The organism is Tissierella pigra (genome assembly GCF_009695605.1).
GTDB classification, from domain to species: domain Bacteria; phylum Bacillota; class Clostridia; order Tissierellales; family Tissierellaceae; genus Tissierella; species Tissierella pigra.
Genome location: NZ_VUNQ01000001.1, coordinates 1 through 24,683, shown reverse-complemented (window position 1 = coordinate 24,683; position 24,683 = coordinate 1). Strand labels below are relative to the sequence as shown.

Genomic DNA, 24,683 nt, shown 5'->3' with positions numbered 1-24,683 from the left:
ATACCACATCCTAAATAATATATTTTTTAATATTATCTTGATTAATGGCCTGCATCAAAGCTATTTCCTTAGTTATTAATCCTTTCTTATATAAATCTAATAAAGAATTATCCATGGTTTGCATTTGAAATTTTGCTCCCGTTTGGATTGCTGTATCTATTTGATGTATTTTTTCCTCTCTAATTAAGTTTCTTATGGCAGAGGTTGCTACCATGACTTCAAAAGCAGCTGTTCTACCACTACCGTCTGCCTTAGGCAGTAGTTGTTGTGATATTATAGCTTGAACTACTGATGCAAACTGTACCCTCACTTGTTGCTGCTGGTGAGGAGGAAATACATCTATTATCCTATCTATGGTTTTAGCAGAACCTATTGTGTGTAAAGTGGACAATACTAAATGTCCTGTTTCCGCTGCTGTAATGGCTATGGATATAGTCTCTAAATCTCTCATTTCTCCCACTAGTATAACATCAGGGTCTTGACGAAGTGCAGCTCTTAGGCTGTTGGCAAAGGAGTTAGAGTCTATTCCTATTTCCCTCTGATTTACTATACTTTTATTGTGTTTATGAAGATATTCTATTGGGTCTTCCAATGTTAGTATATGACATTTTTTTTCTTTATTGATTAAATCTATCATAGAAGCTAAGGTTGTTGACTTTCCACTTCCTGTAGGTCCTGTAACTAAAATAAGTCCACGAGGAAGTCTAGCTAAATCTTTGACTACACCTGGAAGTCCCAGTTCGTCAATGGTAGGAACCTCTAAAGGAATTATCCTAAGTGCCATACCATAAGAGCCTCTTTGCTTATATGCGTTCACTCTATATCGTCCTACTCCCGGACTGGAAAAAGATGTGTCTACTTCTCCATTTTCTTCTAATTCCTCTATTGTCCTTTCATCTAAAGTTTCATAAACTAAGGCTTTGGTATCTTGTGGCATCAATTTTTCACCTTCAAGGACTAATAATTCTCCATTGATCCTTAAAACAGGTGGAGTACCAACTGTTATATGAATATCCGATGCTTTTTTTTCTGTTGCTATATTTACTAATTCTACTACGTTCATTTTATTATCTCTCCTATCCCAATGTAAATCCTACTCTTAGTACTTCTTCATAGGAAGTATCGCCATTTATGACTAAATTAGCTGCTGATTGTAAAAGTGTAGCCATACCATTTTCTATGGCTTTATTTCTCAATTCGTCTATATTAGTATTATTATCTATTAAATATCTGATTTCTTCATTTACTGGCATCAATTCATGTATTGCTCTTCTTCCTTTATATCCATTGTTACAAGAACTACATCCTACAGCTTCATTCAATATTAGCTTTTCATTCATATTTACTCCTAAAACTGTTTTTTCTATATGACTTGCCTCATATGATCTTTTACACTTTGGACAAAGTAATTTAATTAGTCTTTGAGATACTACACCTATAATTGCTGATGATGCTAAATATGGTTCTATTCCCATATCTAGCAGTCTTAAAATAGTAGATGGACTATCATTAGTATGTAGTGTAGAAAGTACAAGATGTCCTGTAATTGCAGCCCTAATAGCTATTTCTGCTGTTTCAGAATCTCTAATTTCTCCTACCATTACTATATCAGGGTCTTGTCTAAGAACAGATCTAAGACCTGATGCAAATGTAAGACCTGTTTTTTGATTTATTTGTACTTGATTTATGCCACTTAGCTTATATTCTACGGGGTCCTCTATAGTAATTATATTTTTTTCTATTTTATTTAACTGTTGTAATATTGTATATAGAGTCGTAGTCTTGCCACTACCAGTCGGTCCTGTAACTAAAATCATTCCATATGGTTGAGTTAGTATCTTATCAAAAATTTCTAAATCTCTTTTACTAAATCCTATATTTTCCTTTGTAAACATAAAATTGGTTCTATCAAGAAGCCTAATTACAATTTTTTCTCCATATACTGTAGGCAATGTAGATATTCTCATATCTATTTCTTTTCCATTTATTTTAGCCTCTACTCTACCATCTTGAGGTATTCTTTTTTCTGCTATATTCATTTTTCCAATAATCTTTATTCTTGTAATTATTCCTGAATGACTAGTTTTATTCAATGTAGTTATTTCTCTTAAATCTCCATCTATCCGAAATCTTACCCTTACATCATTGGCATAGGGTTCTATATGTATATCACTTGCTTTTTCTCTCACTGCTTGTTCAATAAGTGAGTTTAAAAGTCTGACTATTGGTGCAGCAGTTACCTCTAATAGTTCTGAATCCTCCAAATCATCTGTATTAATAGGTAGAAAACTTTCTTCAAATTCTTCAACCACTTTTTTCGTAGACTCTTTACTATAAAACCTATCTATTGCTTTTAAAATGTTATCTCTAGTGGATATAACTGGTTGAATCTCTGATTTCACAAAGATCTTTACATCGTCTAATGCAAATATATTTAATGGATCTACCATGGCTACTATTATTGTATTATCCTTTTTATCTATTGCTATAAGCTCATATCTCCTTACTACAGATTCCGGGATTAATGTAACTACTGATTTATTTATATCATATTTGTTCAAATCTATATGAGGAATTCCCAATTGAAATTCTAATATTTCAATAATTTCATCTTCTGTAATAAACTTTTCCTCTACTAGAATTTCTCCTAACTTTTTTCCTGACTTATTTTGAATATCTAAGGAGTCTTTCAATTGTTTTTCAGTTATTTTTCCAGAGTATAGTAAAAGTTCGCCCAGCTTTAATCTTTTTTTTACCATTTTATCACCTTTGGATTTTATATATTTAATTTTTTTTCTATTTCTTCTAATTCTTTATGTCCTATTTCTAAATTTCCGTTACTCCAAATTTTCTGACTTAGTATAGCTTGATTTAAGAGCATAGATAAACCATTAAAGGTTATCATTCCCTTACTTTCAGCTTCTTTTATTAGTTTAGTTTCTTTAGGCTTATATATTATGTCATAGACTATAGTATTTTTAGAAAATCCATTTAATTCCACTGGCGCCATATTTTCTAAAGGATACATTCCAATATTTGTGGTATTAATAATAATATGAATATTTTCTTTATGTAAACCTTGTAGGTTTAGGTCAAATATTTGTGTGAAAATACTCTTATCTATATTTTTTATATTTTTTTCCAATTTAATAGCACTTTCTAAAGTTCTATTTGCAATATATATACTCTTTACTTTATGCATAGCCAGTGTGCTTCCTATACCATAGGCTGCACCGCCTGCACCTAAAATCAAACAGTTTTTATCTTTTATAGATATATTGTTATTATAAAAAGTTTGTAGAAATCCTTCTCCGTCTGTATTATATCCTATAAACTTTCCATTTTTATTTTTTACAGTATTAATAGCCCCTATTATTTTAGCTTCAGTAGATAAATCATCTAAATATTTAATAATTGATTTTTTATAAGGAATAGTTACATTGAACCCTCCAACATTCATAGCTTTAAATCCCTCGATTGTAGATTTTAAATTTTCCTGATTTATGTTAAAAGCTAAATATATATTATTTTGTTTTAAATTTTTAAAAATATTATTGTGTATGATGGGAGATAAAGATTTATCAATTGGATTTCCTATTAGTGAATATAATTTGGTATTATAAGTGATTTCCATATTCGCCTCCTATTAATTTGATTTATTATATCATAGTTTTTTCCTTTGTTCTACTTTAATTGTCTGTTTATTCAGTAAAAAAAGTACTAATATCTAATTATGGTGACATTTTACAAATTGTATAAAAACTAGCCTAAATAAAAATTTGTTTATGGTTCAAACTATTCTTAGGAGGTGGATGAATTTGAAAAATAATAAATTCAAATTATTAGGATTAAGTTTAATTATAGCAATAACAGTAGCTGGTTGTGGTGCTAAGAATACAAATTATAGAAACATGTCTACCCAAGCTAGATTAAATGGAAATGTTAATAATCGTTGGATGGATAACACTGGATTAAACACTAAAGGTAGATTAAATACTAATGTAAATGATGGTGTAGTTAGAAATAACAACTTAAGTAATGGTATGGTAAGAAACAATACTGGTTTAAATAATAACAATCTTGCTAATACTCCAATGAATTATGATAGTTTAAGAAATCAAACTATGATAACAGATACAAATACTAATAATATGTCCAGTAGAGCTAATGCTATAGCTAAAAGAGTAGCTGCATTACCAGAAGTAAATGATGCTTCTGTAATAATACATGATAACACTGCTATAGTCGGCTGTGATGTAAGTAACAGTGCTACCAATGCTATAAGTAATAATTTAAGGCAAAAAGTAGAAGCTGCTGTTAAAGTAGCTGATAAAAATATAAAAACTGTATCTGTAACATCTGACCCTATTCTTTATGGTAGAATAAGAACTATGAGTACAGATATTTATGACAATGGACACCCTATAACTGGTTTTACTAATGAAATAAAAGATATAATTAACAGAATAACTGCTCCTGTAAGATAACAAGATAATAAATTAATCCAGGCATAAAATTACCTGGATTAATTTATTTATCTACTAAAGCTTTATTCAATTTATTTAAAGCTCTTGTTTCGATTCTTGATACATAGGATCTAGATATTCCTAATATTACTGCAATTTCTCTTTGTGTCTTACATACACCATCTATTAAACCATATCTTAGTTCTATAATTGCCTTTTCTCTATCTTTTAAAACTTCATTTATGGCTTTATATAATTTTTTAACTTGTAGTTTTAAATGTACTTCATCTAATATTTCATCAGGATCTGAACCAAGAATGTCTAATAGATTAATTTCATTTCCTTCTTTATCTGTACCTATTGGACCATGCATAGATATTTCTGCCTTTGTTTTTTTAGTTGATCTTATGGTCATTAATATTTCATTTTCGATACATCTGGCAGAATATGTAGCTAATCGTACACCTTTCGATGGATCGTAGGTTGATATTCCTTTTATTAAACCTATAGTACCAATTGAAATTAGATCCTCTGTATCCTTTCCAGTATTATTGTATTTTTTCACTATATGTGCTACCAATCTTAAATTTCTTTCTATTAATATATTTCTTGCATTCTCATCACCTTTAGCATAAAGATCTAAATATTTTTCCTCTTCTTCTCTAGATAATGGCTTTGGAAAAGAATTGGAATTAATCATATATCCACAAAGTATTACAAAGGGTTTTGATATTATGCTAAGAATTAATAGAATCCAATTTTTCACTTATTACACCCCCATTTCATATATAATTATATGATTGGAAGTATAATTTCTTGCTAGTCCTATCTATTTAGATCTACAATCTCTTTAGAAATCTTTTCAAATATGGGCAATGCAGATTTAGAACCTGAATTGGCTTCTTCTACTAATACAGTAATTATATACTCTGGATTATCTGTAGGAAAATATCCTGAAAACCAACCATATATAGTAGCTTTACCATTTAGGGTTCCTTCTGCTGAACCAGTTTTACCTGCTACACCACCTAAGTATTCTGAATCAATATTTTTTGCTGTACCTGTATTTACTACTTCTTCTAACAGAGTTTTAACTGTCTTAGATGATTTACTACTTATTATTTTTAAATCGTCTATGGTATTATATGCCTTTATAATTCTACCATCTTTATTTGTTACACCTTGAATTATAGTCATATCCTTTTGAAGTCCATTATTGGCAATAGTTGCCATCATATTAGTAATCTGTAAAGGTGTGGTTTCTATCTTGCCTTGGCCTATGGAAATATTCCCTATAACTGGACCTAGTAATTCTTCTCCTTCTGGTAGTATTCCTTTTACCTCTTCTATAAGTCCTATTCCCACCTTTTCACCAAATCCCAAAGTTTTTGCCATATCCATGATTTTTTTAGCACCAATTTTCTTTCCTATTTGAATAAAAACTGAATTACATGATTTTGCAAATCCATCCTTCAATGATATATTTCCATGACCTCCAAGATTATTACAATTTATAACCAATTTACCTAACTCTTCACGTCCGTTACAATAAAATTCTCTGTTTATAAAGTTAGGATCTTCTTCTAAAGCTGCCAATAATACTACTATTTTAAAAATAGACCCTGGGGGATAAGATACTTGAATTGCCTTATTATATAAAGCCATATCATCTCTGGAGAAATACTCTTCCATATAGTTTGGGTTGAAATTTGGTCGACTTCCCATTGCTAATATTTCAGAAGTTTTAGCATCTGCCACTATTACAGATCCCTTTATGGAACTTGATTCTAATATTTCTTCCAATTTCTTTTGAATATTATAATCTATAGTCAATCTTACTGCTGAAGGCTCTTCTGAAGATATAGCATTATCTGCATAGTGAGAACCACCTAATATTAGAGATCTAAATTTATCGTATTCTACAAATAAAGATTCTTTATTATTTTTATTTAAAAACTCATCATATACCTTTTCTATACCAGACTCTCCTCTATTTTCTGCTTTATTAACGTATCCAATTACATGGGATAATATATTATCTTTAGAATATCTATCTGTAATATCTACTATAAACATATTATGATTATTTGATATATCTATTTCTCTTTTCAAAGGAATTTGAATCAACTTGTTTTTACTATTCAATATTTCTTCTATTTCCATTAAGGATAATAAGGTATTTTTCCTTACTTTTTCATATATTTCTTTGTTGCTTTTAATTTCCTCTCTGGGTGCTACTAATGTTTTGGTACTCTCTCTATTGGTTATAGGAATGCCATTTCTATCATAAATAGTTCCTCTTTTAGATATTAGGCTTATCTCTGTGCTTCTTTGTTTTAAGCTTTGAAATTTAAGCTCTTCATTATCATATACCTGAATGTAATATAGTCGTCCTATAAGCCCTAAAAATATTATAAATGAAATAAAATAAAAACCTTTTACTCTTGAACTAATCATATTTCTAATTTCCCTAGCCATAAAAAAACCTCCCTAAAATAGTGTTTCCACTTTTAGGAAGATTATTTATTAATTATTTAATATGGATTCAATTTTTCCCACTATTATATCTATAGCAACTTTATTGTACCCACCTTCTGGTATTATAATATCGGCATATCTTTTAGTTGGTTCTATAAACTGTAAGTGAGCTGGTCTTACTGTCTCCATATATTGCAGAATTACTGAATCTAAAGTACGTCCTCTATCTTTAATATCCCTTAATATTCTTCTAATAACTCGTACATCTGAGTCTGTATCTACAAAAATTTTAATATCCAAAAGATTTCTTATCTCTTCTTCAGATAGTATTAAAATACCCTCTAAGATAATTATATCCTTTGGTTCTACTATTTCAGTTTCTTTTTTTCTTGTATGTCTCTCGAAATCATAAATAGGTTTTTCAATAGCCTTATTGTTTAATAAATCTTTTAATTGCTTGATAAGTAGTTGATTGTCAAAAGCAAAAGGATGATCGTAATTTGTATTTACTCTTTCTTCAAAGGTTAAGTGAGATTGATCCTTATAGTAAGAATCTTGTTCTATTATGGCAATTTTCTTTTCGTGGATAGATTTAAATATCTCCTTGGACACAGTAGATTTTCCAGAGCCTGTCCCTCCAGTGATTCCTATAAGTAATGGTCTTTTCAAAGCCTTAATCCTCCTTCTCTTTTCTAATCATATCCATGGCCTCTACTGGATTTTTCATTAGAATTTTAACTATTTGTTGTGGATGAGGAGCTACTTCTATTTCATTCATATTCTCATCCCACATCTTTTCAATAGTTTGAGTGAAAAATTCTTTATAAGGACCAAAAATTTCTATTTCTTCACCTTTAAATATTCTATTTCTTTGTTCTATTGTAGCAATCTTAGTTTCCTCATTATAATCTAATATCATTCCTATAAAATCATATCCTCTTACATAAGAAGATGTTGAATATACTTGTGCTTCATGGGTCGGTTTACCAAAATAAAATCCTGTTGTAAAATCTCTATGACTTGCTTTTTTAATTTCTTTAAGCCATTTATTATCAAATATATAATTTTCAGGGTCTTTATAGTATTCATCTATTACTATTCTATAAGCTCTAATAACTGTAGCTACATAATATGCAGATTTAACTCTTCCTTCTATTTTAAAACTTTTAATTCCTGAGTTCACTACTTTATCTATATGTTCTATCATACAAAGATCTTTAGAGTTCATTATAAATGTTCCATCTTCATCTTCAAATACTGGGAAATATTCTCCAGGTCTTTTTTCTTCCACAAGGGCATATTTATACCTGCATGGATGAGCACAATCTCCTCTATTAGCATCTCTTCCTGTCATGTAATTGCTAATTAAACATCTTCCTGAATATGACATACACATAGCCCCATGAACAAATGCCTCTATTTCTAAATCCTCTGGAATCCTGTTAGTTAAACTTTTTATTTCTTCGAAAGATAATTCACGTGCCAGAACAACTCTTCTTACTCCTAAATTATACCAAAACATTATAGTTTCATAGTTTGTTACTGATGCTTGAGTACTTATGTGAATAGGCAGTTCTGGTACTGTTCTTTTAATTACTGAGTACATACCTACATCAGATACTATAACTGCATCTGCCTTTATTTCATAAAGCTTTGTAACGTATTCTTCCAGCCCTTCCATATCTTTATCGTGGGGTACTATATTTAAAGTAATATATACTTTTTTTCCTCTTTCATGGGCAAATTTTATACCTTCTTCAATTTGTTCAATGGAAAAGTTTTTAGATGCCCTTCTTAGTCCAAAACTTTCTCCCCCTAGATATACTGCATCTGCCCCATATCTAATAGCCATTTTTAATTTTTCTAAATCTCCTGCTGGTGCCAGTAATTCAATTTTATCCAAAATATTACTCCTCTCTATATGTTATGGCTACTCCATCTCCTATAGGTATAGTACTTGATGTATAGCCTTCTATCTGATTTATATATTGCAGAAATGCTCTAAGCCTTTTTACTATGGTTTTCTTTCTTCTAACAACTAAAGTATCTGTTGCAACCATACCTTTATAGAGTACATTATCTGATACAATAATTCCATCACTATTTAAGTATTTAATACATTTATTAAAAAAATCCATATATTGACCTTTAGCAGCATCTAGAAAAATAAAGTCATATTTTTTATCTAATGTAAGCAATACATCTTCTGCATTTCCCTCTAGTATTTCAATATTATCTTTATAGATGGTATTGGATATATTTTCTATAGCCAATTCTATCATGTCTTTTCTTCTTTCTATTGTAGTTATATTTGCTTTACCTTCCGTTGCTTCTGCCATTATAAGGGTAGAATAGCCTATGGCTGTACCTACCTCTAGTATATTTTTTGGTTTTTTCATTTTTAATAGAAGTTTTAGTAACTGAGCCACTTCTGGTTGTACTATGGGAACATGATAATCAGATGCATACTTCTCCATTATCTGCAAGTTTTGATTGTTCTTAGGTAATAGGCTTCTTATATAATCTTCTATATATTCTTCATTAATTTGATTCAATTTAACCATCCTCTTTTATTTCTTTGGTTTAGCTTGTAAATGTTCTTCATAAGTCTTTGTAAAAGTATGGGTTCCATTACCTGTCAGCACAAAAAATAAATAATCTACATCTGCTGGATTTACTGCTGCTACAAGGGATTCTTCCCCTGGAGAAGCTATTGGTCCTGGAGGTAATCCTTCGTTGATATAAGTGTTATAAGGTGAGTCTATTCTTGTATCTGCATTACTTAACACTTCTTTTCTTTCTCCTAAAACATATTGTACTGTGGCACAGGACTGTAACATCATGCCTTTCTCTATTCTATTAAGAAATACTGCTGACATCAATGGTCTTTCTTCATCGACTTTACCTTCTCTTTCTACTATGGAAGCCAATGTAACGGCTTCATTCAAAGTCATATTCAGCTCTGTAAGCTTTGATTCTAAGTCCTTTTCATATATCTTTTCAAATTCATGAAGCATTTTCCCTATAATCTCTTCTTCTTTTGTACCTGTAAATATTTCATAAGTTGATGGAAATAAGAACCCCTCCAAGCTTTGGCCTTTTTCCAATTGCTTCAGAAATGAAAATTCTTCTTCAAAATTCTTTTTATCACTGGATAGCTGTATAAATCTATCTTTATCTATTATTCCTTCTTTGGCCAATTTCTCAGCCATTTGTTCTAATTCATAACCTTCTGGTATAGTAAATCTTACTGTATTTCTATCCTTACCACCTTTTACTAGTTTACTTATTATAGTATCTAAATCCATATCTGTAGATAGGTTGTACTCTCCTGCTTTAAGAGTACTAGCTGTATTGCTTGTCTTTACTTTAATCTTAAATATAATCGGATTTTTTATAAGCTTATTTTCATACAATATATTACTTATAGTATTAACTGAACTAGAAGATGGAATAACCACTAATACATCTGAAGGGTCGTCTGGATTCATTGCCTTTAGCCCTTCCTTATAATAATTGTTCATAAAAACTCCACTTACTAATAAAACTATAAATAATATAAATATAGAAAATCTTCGTTTCCTTGATTTCCTCATTTTAGCCTTCTCCATTTCTATAACAACTCCCTTTTTTGGTCAGTAATAGCTCTAAAATCTTCTAATAAAATTGAACCTATTAACTATCTTTAATATTCTTTCAAATTAGCTGCCTTCTTGTATACCGATAAAATTAAAGTTCCAAAAATTGCTACTGATAATAACTCTCCTCCCCCTATACCTAATGCTGTAACTAAATATGGTACGCTTGTATAGTATGATACCCAAATTGATACAATTAATCCATTTAATACTATTGGAGGAACCATTGCCATTACTTTGTTTTTCATTTTAGAGGTTATATAAGCTGCAATAAGTGTAACTAAACTGCCCCCCAATATATCTACTAATCCAAATCCTGTATAGGGTGCCAGAAGTAAATTAGCCAATAAACATCCAACAAATACTCCTGGAATGGCTGCTGATTCTACTAATGGCAACAAGGTCAATCCTTCTGCTATTCTAAGCTGTATTGCACCAAAAGTTAAATTAACTAAAGGCATTGGTAGCATTTGAATTAGAACTAGCACTATATATATTGCCGCAATTAAACTTGCTTTGGTTAAAAATCTTGTATTCATATTTCCTCCTTCTTTATATAATGAATATATACACTTCTATTTCATGGTTAATATAATAGAAAATTTAATTAAAGATTTACAATTTATAATTGGGAACTTTGTTCGCATATTATTATATCAAAAACCCTGGCATAAATCTATACCAGGGTTTTTTATTATACTTCCATTATAATCGGCAATATCATAGGATTTCTTTTAATCTTTCCATATAAATGATTTCTTAAAGTATCACGGATATTTGATTTTAATGTTGCCCAATCTGTTATTTTTTTCTTTTCACAATCTTCAAGGACTGCTCTCACTACTGTTCTAGCTTCTTCCATTAAATCTTCTGATTCTCTTACATATACAAATCCACGAGAGATAATATCTGGGCCCGCCAGTATAGTACCTTCTTTCTTGCTAATAGTAACTACAACTACTATTAAACCATCTTCTGATAAATGTTTTCTATCTCTAAGAACGATATTCCCTACATCGCCAACTCCTAGTCCATCTACTAAAATATTTCCTGATTGTACATTCCCACCTATTTCTGCTGTATCTTTAGTGAATTCCATTATTTCACCATTACTTAAAATAAATATATTTTCTGGTGGAGTCCCTAATGTTTCAGCTATTTCTGCATGCTTTTTAAGATGCCTAAATTCACCATGTACAGGTATAAAATATTTTGGTTTAACTAAAGTCTGCATTAGTTTTAACTCTTCTTGACAAGCATGACCCGATACGTGAACATCTGCTAAGGATTCAAATATGACTTCTGTCCCTTTTTCCACCAAATTATTTATTACTCTAGAAACTGTTTTTTCATTTCCTGGTATAGGTGTAGCAGAGATTATAACCAAGTCTTCAGGCTGAATTTGAACTTTTTTATGTTCTCCTGATGCTATTCTAGATAATGCTGACATAGGTTCTCCTTGGCTGCCTGTAGTAATTATTGTAATTTCATTACTTGGATATTTATTCATATCATTTATATCTATTAAAGTACCTTCCTTCATATGAAGATAGCCTAGCTCCAATGCTACTCCTATGGTATTTATCATGGATCTACCAGATAAAACTACCTTTCTGCTATTCTCTTCAGAGGCATGTATTATCTGTTGTATTCTATGAACATTGGAGGCAAAAGTAGCAACTAAGATTCTATGTTTATGATTTAAAAATATTTCTCTAAAAGTATTACCTACTGTTCTTTCACTCATAGTATAGCCTGGTCTTTCTGCGTTAGTACTATCTGACATAAGCAGTAGTACTCCTTGATTTCCCAACTCTGCAAAACGATTTAGGTCTATTACATCACCATCTATTGGAGTATAGTCTATTTTAAAGTCTCCAGTATGAACCACTACTCCTATTGGAGTATGAATAGCTAAAGCCGCACTATCTGGTATACTATGACCTGTTTTTATGAATTCAACATCGAATACTCCTAACTTTATGGTTTCACCATGCTTTACTATATTCATATTTACATTATCTAGCTTATGTTCTTTCAGTTTAGTTTCAACTAGTCCTAAAGTCAATTTGGTTCCATAAATAGGTATATTTATTTTATTTAGAACATATGGTAAAGCACCAATATGATCCTCATGACCGTGAGTTAAAACTATAGCTCTTATTTTTTCTTTGTTCTTCAAGATATAAGTTATATCGGGAATAACAACATCAATTCCCAACATTTCATCTTCTGGGAAGGTCATTCCACAATCTATTAGAATTATATCTTCTTTATATTCAATTGCAGTAATGTTTTTTCCAACTTCCCCTAGTCCTCCTAAGGGAATAACTTTTAATTTATTTGGTTTTCGCACCGAATCACTCCTCTTCTATCTTTATTTTTTCCATTTTTCTAATTTATAGTCTCGTAAAATAAGATTTTCCGAAAAAATAAATCCCTATAGGGATTTATTTTTACACTCACTACAATGTCCATAAAATTTTACATTATGATCTACTATAGTAAACTGCCCTTCTTTCTCTATTTCCTCCTCTAAAGCTTCTAAAAGATCAAGCTTTACCTCTATAACCTTACCGCAACTTAAACATATTAAATGATGGTGATGATGTCCTTCAGAATCTGTACTTAATTCATATCTACTGCATCCATCATCAAAATTTAATTTACAAATTATATTTAATTTTTCAAACAACTGTAAAGTTCTATATACAGTGGCAATACCTAAATCCGGATATTCCTTTTTGACAATATTATATACTTCCTCAGGACTCAAATGTTCTTCGGAATTGTCTATCATTACGTTCAATATAGCTCTTCTTTGAGTTGTAAGTTTATATCCTTCATTTTGAAGTTTTCCTTTTATAGCATTTATATTAATATCCATTTTATTCACCCGACTATAATCTTAAATTAACAATACTATTATTTCCCATATTTGTCAACTATTGAAGATTTTCTTTCTGCATATCTTCATAAGCTTCTATTGCATCTTCTAATTCTTCATCATCATCTATTCCAACTAAGATTAAATCCCCATCATCATCTCTTTCCATTCTTAAAATATAAGTTGGACTATCTATATTATCAGCTGGCATTAAAGCTGCATAATCGTCATCGTCTAGTCCAAAAGTTGCTAATATAACGAACTCCTGTGGCTTTCCATCCTCATCTAATAATACTATTTTTTCTTGCATATTATATCCTCCCTTGTCTATCTAAGTAAGTCTGTAATATAAAGTTTGCTGCAACTTTATCTATTACACCTTTTCTTTTTTCACGTCTTACGTCTCCTTCAATTAAAAGCTTTTCGGCTGCCATAGTAGTTAATCTTTCATCTTCATATATGATTTGAATATGAAATTTATTTTTAAGTTTTTCAGCAAACTTCATAGTCTTTTCGCCTTGTGGCCCTAAAGTTCCATTCATATTCTTAGGCAGACCTACTACGACTTTTTTAATATTATATTCCTTTATTAAATCCTCTAAAGCTTTAAAATCCTTTTCTTTGCTTTCTCTTCTAATGGTAGTTACACCTTGAGCTGTTATCTGCAATAAATCCGATACTGAAACCCCTATAGTCTTATCTCCAACATCTAAACCCATTATTCTTTCCATTAATCTCTCCTATATTAAATTACTTTTATACAAAACTCAGGACATACCTTTGCACAATATCCGCATAGAATGCAATTTTCATTTGGAGTCGCTACTCCATCTATTATCTCTATACCATTTTGATTACATCTTTTAACACAATTACCGCAGCCTAAACAATAGTCTGCAATTATTAACTTTCTTTTCTTGGTTCTTAGGTTAGCCTTTAAATCTTCAGGAATAAATCCATTTTCCAACAGATAAATATTAGCATCTATTTCATCTATTGACTGCATTCCTATAGCTATGGAATCTATATATGGAATATCTTTAACAAAGTTAAAGGCATTTTCCACATCCTTTATTAAATGTCCCCCACCTAAAGGCTTCATTCCATAAATTCCTTTACCCATATTATGAATTATCTCTAATTCTCTTAACATATCCTCTACAGTACCATCCTGTATGCCAATGCCATATTTATTAATTATTGGGTGGATAATTTCTAATTCCTTTACTTCCCTTACTGCTTGTGCACCTGCTACCTTATGAGTTGATATTCCTATAGCTCTAATTTTCCCTTTTTCTTTTTGTCTTAAGAAATATTCTATAGCTTCAAAATGACCTTTTACAGTATGAATACTTTCTTGTTCATGTAATAAAAAAACATCTATATAATCAGTTCCTAATTCATTTAAAGCCAGTTCCAAACTTTCTTGTGCAAGTTCTTTTGTATAAGCATAAGTTTTTGTTGCTATATGATAATCCTCTCTATTTATATTCTTTAAAGCTTCTTTTATATATTTATAATTCTCATAGATTTCCGCCGTATCAATAAAGTTAATCCCTTTATTATAAGCATATTCTATTAAGTAAGCTCCTTCCTTTATTGTTAAATTAGCTTGAAAAGGAGTCATAGTAAGAGAACCAAAGCATAGCTTTGATACTTCAATACCTGTATTTCCTAAATTTACTTTTTTCAATTGTTTCACCTTACTCTATATAATCTAAATATAACTCTGTGCTGATTAAATTCATACATATGGCAGTTAAAATTAGTCCTGAGTCATTTAATAAAAAACCACCTATAGCTCCTGCTATTCCTGCTACTCTACCCATCCAATCAGTATTATCTTTTCTGTTGCCAAATATAACACTATGAAAAGTCATATTTATTAACAATAAATACGTCCAAAAAGAATTACCTACTAATTTTATATTCATAAGAATTTTTCTAAAGATTACATTCCTTAAATAATATAATCCATTTTTTCTAACAAGTAACAATGTATTTCCTAAATGAGTGGTATTTGAGTTAATCTTAATATCTATATAACCCATTACGAAAACTAAAAATACTATTAACAGTAAAGAAATTAATAACCTTTTTATATTTAATTCCTTATTGAATATTTCCATAATATAAAAAACTAAAGCCATTATAAAGGCCATAGTTCCACCAACATTGGCACCGTATCTTGGATGTCCAACTAATATGGTACCTAAAATCAATAATATCAGTGGTATTATCTTTCTCTTATATTTTCTCAATATATTTATGGAAAAGATAGTTATAGATCCTAAAAAAAAGCCCACCATTTCATTTCCTATACCATAGTACCTAGCCCCTATTGTTGGATCATAGGATAAAACTGAATATTTGATTATATTTCCCTTAAAAATCAAATCAGAAATTATTATAAAAATAGAAACTCCGCTAATATACATAATTTGATTACTGCTTTTTTTAGTTAACCATAAAATAAATATAGAAACCAATATAAATAATAATAAAAACAAAGTAAAACTATAAACACTTTCTAGTCTAAGTATAGATAGAAAATTAAAAACGGTAGGTAAAATAATTACCATTCCAAATAATACCTTAATATATTTTTTAGCCACCTCTGAAAGCTTGACCTTGACAACAATCAAAATAATTACTATTCCCAGAGATATCATGGAAAATAACCCATAATAATATAATGTATTATATCTTACCTTAGATACAGTATTAATTTGATTGTTTTCTTTCATAAGATCTATTAATTTTATATTTTTCCTAATTGAGTTAATTTTATTTCCAGACATATTGTCTGTAGATGCTCCGAAAAAATCCATAATAGTTGGACCAATATCTATATTAGAAACTATATTGTCCTTTTTAGTTGTTTGAGATGTTAACGTTCCATTTTCTACTCCATTTCCCCAAAGTATAATCGGAGACAATTTACTATTACTATCAATTGTCATATCCCCACTATTAGGACTTGTAATTATAACAAAAGAATTTTCTTTACTTAAACCTTTAATTAAGTTTTCAATAAACCTATCTATATCTAATAAGATCTCTTTTCGTATCATTTTAAATTCTTCATTAGATACATAATCTTTATATCTATAAATTCTCTCTATATCTCCTGTATCTACGACAATTAAATCTCCAAGGCTATTTTCAACTTCCTTTAACATTTTGCTATAATCTGTTTTTATAAGAAATGGATAGTCCTCAGTTTCAATAGTTATATTATCTATATTTCCATAATCAATCAAACCTCTAGAATCCATGGGGATTAAGGCTGAAGTGTTTAATTGCATATCTTCTAAATTGCTATTTCCATATATGGCTGTTTTAAGCCCTTTACTATGTAAATTATCGCCAATTGCACCTAAATAAGGTGTATATTTATTATTTTCATTTAAATTAATCAATCTACTAAAAGAACGATTTACTATTTTACCATCGTCCATAGTTTTAAAATCAATACTACTATAGTTTGCATAAGACTTTTCTGAAGAATTAATTGTAAGAAAGCTTTCGGCACCGCTATATCCTGAAGTACCTCTAGTATTCATTAGTCCAATACTTCCTTCTTTTATTATATCCTTTAATTTTTCCATAGTTTCTATATCTTTTAAGGTAAGTTTATTTACTACTATTAAATATACTTTTTTATTATCCTTAGCCCCAAAAGATATACTCGGTATTATAATTATAAGCAATATAAAAAATAATAAAAGCTTTCTTACTTTCACATTAATTCTCCCTTAGAAATCCTTAATTCTTCAAGTAAGTTCTCAACAATTCTTCTAATAATTCATCTCTTTCTATACTACATATGGTGGATCTGGCATTGTTGTGACTAGTAATATAGGATGGATCTCCTGATAGCATATAGCCAATTATCTGATTAACTGGATCATATCCTTTTTCCTCCAAAGATGAAAATACAGATAAAATTATATTTCTTACTGAGCTTTGTTTATCCTTTGGTACTTCAAACTTCATAGTTTCATTTAAATTATTATTCACACAAACACCCCCTATTATACTATTATTATACCACATATTATACTTTGGTAATAAAGAAAGTTTCTATTACAGTACTATATTAAAAATTATATATAAATATAAATCCAAAGTTTTTCTATATCTTTATAAGAAATAAATATTAGTCATAGACTAATATTTATTTCATTCATTATTTTATTTGAGAACGAATTAAATCAGGAACTATGGCTAAAGCTTCCCCTATTTTAGTAATATCCTTACCACCAGCTTGGGCCATATCTGGTTTGCCTCCGCCACCGCCTCCAGTTCTACCTGCAACTTCTTTTATTATGTTTCCAGCATGGATTCCCTTATTTGTTAAATCTTTTGTTACCATTGCTATAAAAGAAAGTTTATCATTTTTCACACTTCCAAGAACTACTACTCCTGTTCCTAATCGATTTCTTATTTCATCGCCTAAGTTTCTTAAACCGTTCATATCTAAATTATCTACTTTTTCAGCAATTAATGATATTCCCTCTATTTCCACCTTCATTGATAATATTTTATCTGCAATAGATGATGCCATTTTACCTTTAAGAGATTCTATTTCTTTTTCTTTATCTTTTATATCTTCAGTTAGGACTTTAACTTTGTCCAATAGATTATTTTTATTAGCCTTTAACATAATAGCTATTTCATCTATTTCATTTTCTACTTGGTTTAAATAATTATATACAGCTTCGCCAGTTATGGCCTCTATTCTTCTTACTCCTGAAGCAATACTTGATTCTGAAACTATTTTGAACATCCCTATATTTGCAGTATTAAATACATGAGTTCCCCCACATAACTCTTGTGAATAGTTCCCAATTTTTAAAACTCTTACTTCATCTTTATATTTATCTTCAAATAATCCTACAACTCCCATTTCTTGAGCCTTAGTTAAAGATGTCTCTATAGTAACTACTTCTAGGCTATCTAAGATTTTAGAGTTGACTATTTTTTCAATTTCTTTCAGTTCTTCTTGTGTTACTCCTTCAAAGTGAGTAAAGTCAAACCTTAATCTATTGGGCATTACAATGGAACCTGCTTGATTAACATGTTCACCTAGTACATCTTTTAATGCTCTATGAAGAAGATGGGTTGCTGAGTGGTTTCTTCTAATGGAGTTCCTTCTATTTTCATCTACGTTGGCTATTACTTTATCTCCTACTCTTGCTTCTCCCTCTATTATCTTTATTATATGAATTAAATGCTCTCCTGAATGTTTAGTATCTAATACTTTAGCTTTAAAGTTAGAACTTTCTATAATTCCTGTGTCTCCCAATTGTCCTCCAGACTCTCCATAGAAAGGGGATTCGTTTAATATGATTATCCCTTCTTCATCGACAGTCAGACTTTCTACTTTTTCATTATTAGAAAATAATCCAGTTACTTCCGATACAATATTTATCTTTTCATAACCTCTAAATATGGTTTTTAAATTTCCAAATATATCTTCTTCACTGTTACTTGACCATCCACTATCTCCTTCTTCTCTAGCACGTCTTGCTCTATTTCTTTGTTCTTCCATATTCCTATTGAATTCTTCTTCGTCTACCTCTAATGATTTTTCCTCAAGAATTTCTTTTGTTAAATCCAACGGGAAACCATAAGTATCATATAATTTAAATGCTTTTTCTCCACTTAACACTTTCGCATCTTTATTTTTTATTTCTTCAATATAACCTTCCAATATTGATAATCCTTGATGAATAGTCTCTTGGAATTTGTCTTCTTCTGCCTTAATTATCTTCTTAATCTGTTCTTCTCTTGTTTTTAAATCTGGATACTCTATTTGCCATGAGTTGATTAAAACCTCTACTACAGAACTCAAGAAAGCTTTTTCTATACCTAAAAGTTTACCATGTCTTGCTGCCCTACGAATCAGTCTTCTAAGTACATAACCTCTTCCTTCATTACTAGGCAGTACTCCATCCGATACTAGAAAAGTCATAGCTCTTGTATGATCTGTAATTACTCTTATGGATTCATCTTTTTTAGGATCCTTCCCATAATCAACTTCCGCAACTTCTTCTACTTTTCTTAATATTTCTCTAATGGCTTCAATATCAAATATAGTCTTTGCACCTTCCATTACACAGGTAATCCTCTCAAGTCCCATACCTGTATCTATATTTGGCTTAGGTAATGGATGGTACACTCCCTTTTCATCCTTATCGAATTGAGTAAATACTAAATTCCATACCTCAATAAATCTATCACATTCACATCCTGGTTTACAGTCTGGACATCCACAGCCATGCTTTTGTCCTCTATCTACATATATTTCTGAACAAGGTCCTGATGGTCCTACTTCCAATTCCCAAAAGTTATCTTCTTTTCCCAATCTAACTATTCTTTCAGCTGAAACGCCAACATCTTTATTCCATATTTCAAAAGCCTCATCATCATCTTCATATATTGTTACCCATAAATTTTCTTCTGGAATTTCCATTCTTTTGTTTAAAAATTCCCACGCCCATGCAGTAGCTTCTTTTTTGAAATAGTCTCCAAAGGAAAAGTTACCTAGCATTTCAAAGAAAGTTGCATGTCTATCAGTTTTACCTACATTATCTATATCACCTGTTCTAATACATTTTTGACAAGTGGCCATTCTTTTATTAGGTGGTGTTTGTTCTCCTGTAAAATATTTTTTTAATGGAGCCATACCAGCTCCAATTAATAGTAAAGATTTATCATTTTTAGGTACAAGGGAAAAACTAGGTGCAACTAAATGTTCTTTTTCCCTAAAAAAGTCTAAAAATTCTTTTCTTATTTCATGTAGTCCAATTTTTTTCATTATATACACCTCTTTATAGAATTTTGAAATAGAACTTTCTATATTCATTATAAAAAATCGCCCCTGTAGAGGGACGATATTCTCTCTTTGATATATTTGGATTATAATTTAATATCTTGTCTTTGTCAATAAATACTATCTATTTCTGAACCCTTGGAGATTTTTTAAACTTTTCTCTTATAAAGGTAATTAGAATAAACAATATTGCAACAAAAGGAACTGCTAAAATCATTCCAAGTACTCCAAATATCCCTCCTCCAATTATTATGGAAACTAGTATTATCAAAGGATGTATTCCTGTTGATTCTCCTATTATCTTAGGAGCTAATATATTATTTTCTGCCCATTGAATAAATAAGAAAAACAATCCTACCCATAAAGCTTTTATTGGATTATCCAGGTAAGCAAAGAATACTGCTGGAGCAAAACCTAGGAATGGTCCTATATAAGGAATTATATCTGCTACCCCCGTAATAAATCCAATAACTAAAGCAAAGTCAATCCTCATAAAAAGTAAAACTATAGATGTGGCAACTCCCACATAAATTGCCATAATTATTTTTCCTCTAACGAATTTAGATAAAGAATCGTCTATTTGAATAAATAATTTAGTACATTCTTTTCTGTGTTTTTTTGGGATAAACAACATAAGTTTTTCTTTAAAATAGTTTTTATCTACTAAAAAGTAGAATGTAAGTATTGGAGTCAATATTAAACTAACAATTTTTGAAAAGGTATTTGCTACTCCCCCAATAAAGCTCTTAATAGTACCTGTAATCATATGTTCCAATCCAACTATGTTTTCCATAACTACTTGTTGAATTCCTTGGAATAAAGGTGGCAAATCTCCTAAAGTTGAATAATATTTATTATAAATTTCATCCATTAAAAATGAAGCCTTTTCTAAATATATAGGCATATTTGTAACTAATTTTTTAAGTTCAGTACCAGATCTTGGAACTACTAAAAAAGCTACAATTAAAAACATACATATTATCATTATGTATAGTATTAGAACACCTAGACCTCTGTTTATTTTTTTCTTTTCTAGGTAATTAATTATTGGATTAAATAGATATGCTAATATTGCAGAAAAAATTATAGTATAAAAAGTATCTGATAATATTTGATATTTGTTAATTAAATTAAAAAATAAAAATAAAAATATAATTCCTAATAATATAGGAAGAATTTTTTTATCATTTATGCTAATCTTTTTTCTATCTGGCACAAATTTATTTCCTATATTGATTAAATAATAGATAACTAACATAAGTAATATTACTAATAGACTCCAAAATATTTTAGTAAAAAAACCAGGCTGATAATAATCTAACATAATATACACCCCTTTGAGTGGTAAAAGGCAGCAATAGCCGCCTATTTCCACAAGTTATTCATTCCATCTATTAAATTGGAACTCATTTTTTTAGTAGATCTCATCATCTTTTTTCTATTCATTGGAGTCATTTGATTACTTATTATTATACCTATAGATGTTCCTATAATAGTTCCCCAAAAAGCTCCATTATTATATTTATTTCTACTGTTAAACATTATATCATCTCCTTTATAGTCATTTACATATTATATCTTTCCACTAAAAGGAGATAATAATTCTATCAAATTTATCCAATATTATTTTATAGTTCTTCTAACTCATGTGCATGATGGTCATCATCAAAATTTATATCTTCTAATCCATCAATATGAATATTATTTTTTTTCGAATAATCTAACAAAGCAGATTTAATAGCTTGTTCTGCTAAAACCGAACAGTGCATTTTAACTGGTGGTAGTCCATCTAGGGCTTCTGCCACTGCTTTATTTGTTAAATTCATAGCTTCTTCTATAGTTTTTCCTTTAATCAACTCTGTAGCCATACTGGAAGATGCTATGGCAGAGCCACAACCAAAGGTTTTAAATTTAACATCTTCAATTACACCATCTTCTATTTTAAGATACATTTTCATTATATCTCCACATTTTGCATTTCCTACTTCTCCTACTCCATCTGCATTTAATATTTCTCCTACATTTCGTGGATTTTGAAAATGTTCCATTACTTTTTCTGAATACATTATTGTTCCTCCTTTATCTTTTCGTATAATGGTGACATTTGTCTTAGTCTATCTACTATTTTTACAAGCTTCTCTACTACAAAATCAATTTCTTCTTCAGTATTGAAGTCACCTAAGCTTAATCTCAAAGAACCATGAGCGATTTCATGAGGAAGTCCAATAGCTAAAAGTACATGAGATGGATCTAAAGATCCAGAAGTACAAGCTGAACCACTAGAACCAGCTATTTTTTCCATATCTAAACTAAGAAGTAACGATTCTCCTTCAATAAATCTAAAACAAATATTTACATTTCCAGGTAATCTTTTAGTTGGATGACCATTTAATCTTACATAAGGAATATTATCTTCTATTTTTTTAATTAAACTATCTCTTAGTTTAGTTAACCTGTCATTATGCTCTTCTAAATCTTCATATGCTAGTTCTATAGCTTTACCCATTCCTACTATAGCTGCTACATTTTCTGTACCTGCTCTTCTATTTCTTTCCTGTCCTCCACCAGATATAAGAGGATCGATTTTTACTCCTTGCTTAATGTATAATGCTCCTATGCCTTTTGGTCCATAGAATTTGTGAGCTGATATGGACATTAAATCTATATTTAATTCTTTTACATCTATTTTTATATTTCCAATGGCTTGAACAGCATCAGTGTGGAAATATATTTTTCTTTCTTTAGCTATTTCTCCTATTTCTTTAATAGGTTGAATAGTTCCTATTTCATTGTTTGCAAACATAATAGATATAAGTATTGTTCTATCTGTTATTGCCTCTTTTAGTTCATCTAAACTTATCATACCATATTCGTCTACATCTAGATAAGTTATGTCAAATCCATTTTTTTGTAAATAATCGCAAGTATGTAATACTGCATGGTGTTCAATTTTAGTAGTTATTATATGGTTTCCTTTTTGTTTGTTTCCATAAGCAATACCTTTTATTGCCCAGTTGTCAGCTTCAGATCCACCACCTGTAAAAAACATTTCTCTTTTATCTGCATTTATTATTTTCGCAATCTTCTCTCTTGAATCTTCCATAGCTCTTTTTGATATGGAACCTAGAGAATATACTGATGACGGGTTACCATATTTCTCAGTAAAATATGGTATCATTTCATCTAAGACTTCTTTCTTTACTGGAGTAGTAGCTGCATTATCCATATATATATATTTATCCATCTGTTTTCCTCCTATACCTATTCTTTTCCATTTAGTTTATTTTCATCATCTATCATATCTTGCAAAGTAATAGAGTCTATGACTTCATCTATACTATCTTTTATCCTTACCCACACCTGTTTAGTCACACATCTATCTTCTCTAGAACATTCATGTTCATCACCCATTACACAATCTGATGGTGCCATATTCCCTTCTAATACTCTTAATATTTGCCCTACGGTAATCTCTTTAGGCTCCTTTGATAACATGTACCCACCTTGTGCACCCCTAACACTATTTATTAATCCTTCTTTTTTAAGAGTGGAGAAAAGTTGTTCTAAATAGTTTTCAGATAGATTTTGTTCATCAGCAATTTGTTTCAAAGCTATGGGTCCATTACCATAGTATAAAGATAACTGAAACATTGACTTTAGCCCATATCTTCCTCTTGTAGAAAGCTTCATCTTTTCACCTCTTTTTAATCCCCACTAGTTCACTTGGTATTTATTATAAGTATATTATAACCTAGTATTTTTGTCAACATTCATATATCATAAAAAGAGCGTCTACGACGCGTTAAATATTTGCGTACTATACTTCGATTTGAAAATTAAATTTTTCTGCTCATGTTAATATTCTATTTATTTTTGGTATAAATAAATTGGTGATAATATGAGCAGTTCTTCTATTAAAATAAAAGATGTTTTTTTGGACCATTGGGATGCCTTTGTCTTGCAAGGATATCCCCTTCGTCCTGCTGTCTTAAAAAATGTTGATAAAATCATTAAATGTGGTGACCCTTCTATGGGTCATGCTCTTTATCATTGCGACCATTGTGGTAAATTCAAACATGTTTATTTTACTTGTAAGAGCAGGTTTTGTAATTCTTGTGGTGCTAAATATATTCAAGATCGTGCCTCTAAGATTTCTTCCAAGCTTATTAATTGTAAACATAGACATATTGTTTTTACCATTCCAGAAGAACTTCGTATCTTCTTTCGTAAAGACAGGAATTTACTACATTTACTCTTTAAAGCTAGTGCCGACACTATTCTTACTTGGTTTTCTAAGCTTAATAAATCTGAGAATTTTAAACCTGGTATTATCTCTACTATGCACACTTTTGGACGGGATTTAAAATGGAATC

The 24,683-nt window shown here is 30.0% G+C and carries 25 protein-coding genes; 2 read left to right on the top strand and 23 right to left on the bottom strand.

Features of this window, described 5'->3' with window-relative positions:
• Positions 1-10 precede the first annotated feature (10 nt).
• The 3 genes from FYJ83_RS00125 to aroE are packed head-to-tail and all read right to left on the bottom strand — an operon-like array spanning position 11 to position 3,634.
• The gene (locus FYJ83_RS00125; protein WP_154437881.1) at positions 11-1,063 is read right to left on the bottom strand and encodes a type IV pilus twitching motility protein PilT; all 1,053 of its coding nucleotides are present in this window, start codon (positions 1,061-1,063) and stop codon (positions 11-13) included.
• A 13-nt stretch (positions 1,064-1,076) separates the two neighbouring features.
• On the bottom strand, positions 1,077-2,759 hold the full coding sequence (locus FYJ83_RS00120; protein WP_154437879.1) for a GspE/PulE family protein: 1,683 nt from the start codon (positions 2,757-2,759) through the stop codon (positions 1,077-1,079).
• 17 nt (positions 2,760-2,776) lie between these two features.
• A complete protein-coding gene (aroE, locus tag FYJ83_RS00115; protein WP_154437877.1) occupies positions 2,777-3,634 on the bottom strand; it encodes a shikimate dehydrogenase in 858 nt (285 codons plus the stop codon).
• 184 nt (positions 3,635-3,818) lie between these two features.
• Between aroE and FYJ83_RS00110 the strand changes: the two genes are divergently transcribed.
• Positions 3,819-4,487, top strand: coding sequence for a YhcN/YlaJ family sporulation lipoprotein (locus FYJ83_RS00110; protein ID WP_195837872.1), 669 nt, complete (start codon positions 3,819-3,821; stop codon positions 4,485-4,487).
• Positions 4,488-4,530: 43 nt separating this feature from the next.
• On the opposite strand, the gene sigK is transcribed toward FYJ83_RS00110, so the two are convergent.
• The 20 genes from sigK to FYJ83_RS00010 all read right to left on the bottom strand — a co-directional run bounded on the left by sigK (position 4,531) and on the right by FYJ83_RS00010 (position 24,000).
• Positions 4,531-5,232, bottom strand: a complete 702-nt coding sequence (sigK, locus tag FYJ83_RS00105) for an RNA polymerase sporulation sigma factor SigK (protein WP_216585200.1) — start codon at positions 5,230-5,232, stop codon at positions 4,531-4,533.
• Between the two features lie 59 nt (positions 5,233-5,291).
• Positions 5,292-6,944 carry a peptidoglycan D,D-transpeptidase FtsI family protein gene (locus FYJ83_RS00100; RefSeq protein WP_154437874.1) on the bottom strand — a complete coding sequence of 551 codons (1,653 nt, stop codon included), beginning with the start codon at positions 6,942-6,944 and terminating at the stop codon, positions 5,292-5,294.
• A gap of 48 nt (positions 6,945-6,992) precedes the next feature.
• Positions 6,993-7,613 (bottom strand): uridine kinase, encoded by a 621-nt coding sequence (udk, locus tag FYJ83_RS00095; RefSeq protein ID WP_154437872.1) that lies wholly within the window; start codon positions 7,611-7,613, stop codon positions 6,993-6,995.
• A gap of 4 nt (positions 7,614-7,617) precedes the next feature.
• Positions 7,618-8,847 (bottom strand): peptidase U32 family protein, encoded by a 1,230-nt coding sequence (locus FYJ83_RS00090; protein WP_154437870.1) that lies wholly within the window; start codon positions 8,845-8,847, stop codon positions 7,618-7,620.
• A gap of 4 nt (positions 8,848-8,851) precedes the next feature.
• Complete coding sequence (locus FYJ83_RS00085) at positions 8,852-9,508, bottom strand: O-methyltransferase (RefSeq protein ID WP_229768440.1); 657 nt, start codon at positions 9,506-9,508, stop codon at positions 8,852-8,854.
• Positions 9,509-9,514: 6 nt separating this feature from the next.
• Positions 9,515-10,555 (bottom strand): endolytic transglycosylase MltG, encoded by a 1,041-nt coding sequence (gene mltG, locus FYJ83_RS00080; protein ID WP_154437866.1) that lies wholly within the window; start codon positions 10,553-10,555, stop codon positions 9,515-9,517.
• 74 nt (positions 10,556-10,629) lie between these two features.
• Positions 10,630-11,121, bottom strand: a complete 492-nt coding sequence (locus tag FYJ83_RS00075; RefSeq protein WP_154437864.1) for a QueT transporter family protein — start codon at positions 11,119-11,121, stop codon at positions 10,630-10,632.
• A 155-nt stretch (positions 11,122-11,276) separates the two neighbouring features.
• Positions 11,277-12,938 carry a ribonuclease J gene (locus FYJ83_RS00070; protein WP_216585202.1) on the bottom strand — a complete coding sequence of 554 codons (1,662 nt, stop codon included), beginning with the start codon at positions 12,936-12,938 and terminating at the stop codon, positions 11,277-11,279.
• Between the two features lie 84 nt (positions 12,939-13,022).
• Positions 13,023-13,469, bottom strand: coding sequence for a Fur family transcriptional regulator (locus FYJ83_RS00065; protein WP_154437862.1), 447 nt, complete (start codon positions 13,467-13,469; stop codon positions 13,023-13,025).
• Between the two features lie 58 nt (positions 13,470-13,527).
• On the bottom strand, positions 13,528-13,779 hold the full coding sequence (locus FYJ83_RS00060; protein WP_154437860.1) for a DUF1292 domain-containing protein: 252 nt from the start codon (positions 13,777-13,779) through the stop codon (positions 13,528-13,530).
• A gap of 1 nt (position 13,780) precedes the next feature.
• Positions 13,781-14,200: a Holliday junction resolvase RuvX gene (ruvX, locus tag FYJ83_RS00055; protein ID WP_154437858.1), complete on the bottom strand. Its 420-nt coding sequence runs from the start codon at positions 14,198-14,200 to the stop codon at positions 13,781-13,783.
• A 14-nt stretch (positions 14,201-14,214) separates the two neighbouring features.
• Positions 14,215-15,171, bottom strand: coding sequence for an aldo/keto reductase (locus tag FYJ83_RS00050; protein ID WP_326828269.1), 957 nt, complete (start codon positions 15,169-15,171; stop codon positions 14,215-14,217).
• Position 15,172: 1 nt separating this feature from the next.
• The gene (locus tag FYJ83_RS00045) at positions 15,173-17,215 is read right to left on the bottom strand and encodes an alkaline phosphatase family protein (RefSeq protein WP_154437854.1); all 2,043 of its coding nucleotides are present in this window, start codon (positions 17,213-17,215) and stop codon (positions 15,173-15,175) included.
• Between the two features lie 22 nt (positions 17,216-17,237).
• Positions 17,238-17,492, bottom strand: a complete 255-nt coding sequence (locus FYJ83_RS00040; RefSeq protein ID WP_326828268.1) for an IreB family regulatory phosphoprotein — start codon at positions 17,490-17,492, stop codon at positions 17,238-17,240.
• 169 nt (positions 17,493-17,661) lie between these two features.
• A complete protein-coding gene (alaS, locus tag FYJ83_RS00035; RefSeq protein ID WP_154437850.1) occupies positions 17,662-20,295 on the bottom strand; it encodes an alanine--tRNA ligase in 2,634 nt (877 codons plus the stop codon).
• A 139-nt stretch (positions 20,296-20,434) separates the two neighbouring features.
• Positions 20,435-21,634, bottom strand: a complete 1,200-nt coding sequence (locus FYJ83_RS00030) for an AI-2E family transporter (protein WP_154437848.1) — start codon at positions 21,632-21,634, stop codon at positions 20,435-20,437.
• Between the two features lie 41 nt (positions 21,635-21,675).
• On the bottom strand, positions 21,676-21,852 hold the full coding sequence (locus FYJ83_RS00025; protein ID WP_154437846.1) for a hypothetical protein: 177 nt from the start codon (positions 21,850-21,852) through the stop codon (positions 21,676-21,678).
• A gap of 86 nt (positions 21,853-21,938) precedes the next feature.
• Positions 21,939-22,376, bottom strand: coding sequence for a Fe-S cluster assembly scaffold protein NifU (nifU, locus tag FYJ83_RS00020; RefSeq protein ID WP_154437844.1), 438 nt, complete (start codon positions 22,374-22,376; stop codon positions 21,939-21,941).
• Entirely contained in the window at positions 22,376-23,554 is a 1,179-nt protein-coding gene (gene nifS / locus FYJ83_RS00015) for a cysteine desulfurase NifS (RefSeq protein WP_154437842.1), read from the bottom strand. Before nifS ends, nifU begins: the two co-directional genes overlap by 1 nt.
• Before the next feature lie 17 nt (positions 23,555-23,571).
• Positions 23,572-24,000: an RrF2 family transcriptional regulator gene (locus tag FYJ83_RS00010; RefSeq protein WP_154437840.1), complete on the bottom strand. Its 429-nt coding sequence runs from the start codon at positions 23,998-24,000 to the stop codon at positions 23,572-23,574.
• 208 nt (positions 24,001-24,208) lie between these two features.
• On the opposite strand from FYJ83_RS00010, the gene FYJ83_RS00005 reads away from it, so the two are divergent.
• On the top strand, positions 24,209-24,683 hold a 475-nt coding region (locus FYJ83_RS00005; RefSeq protein WP_195837871.1), incomplete at its 3' end, for an IS91 family transposase.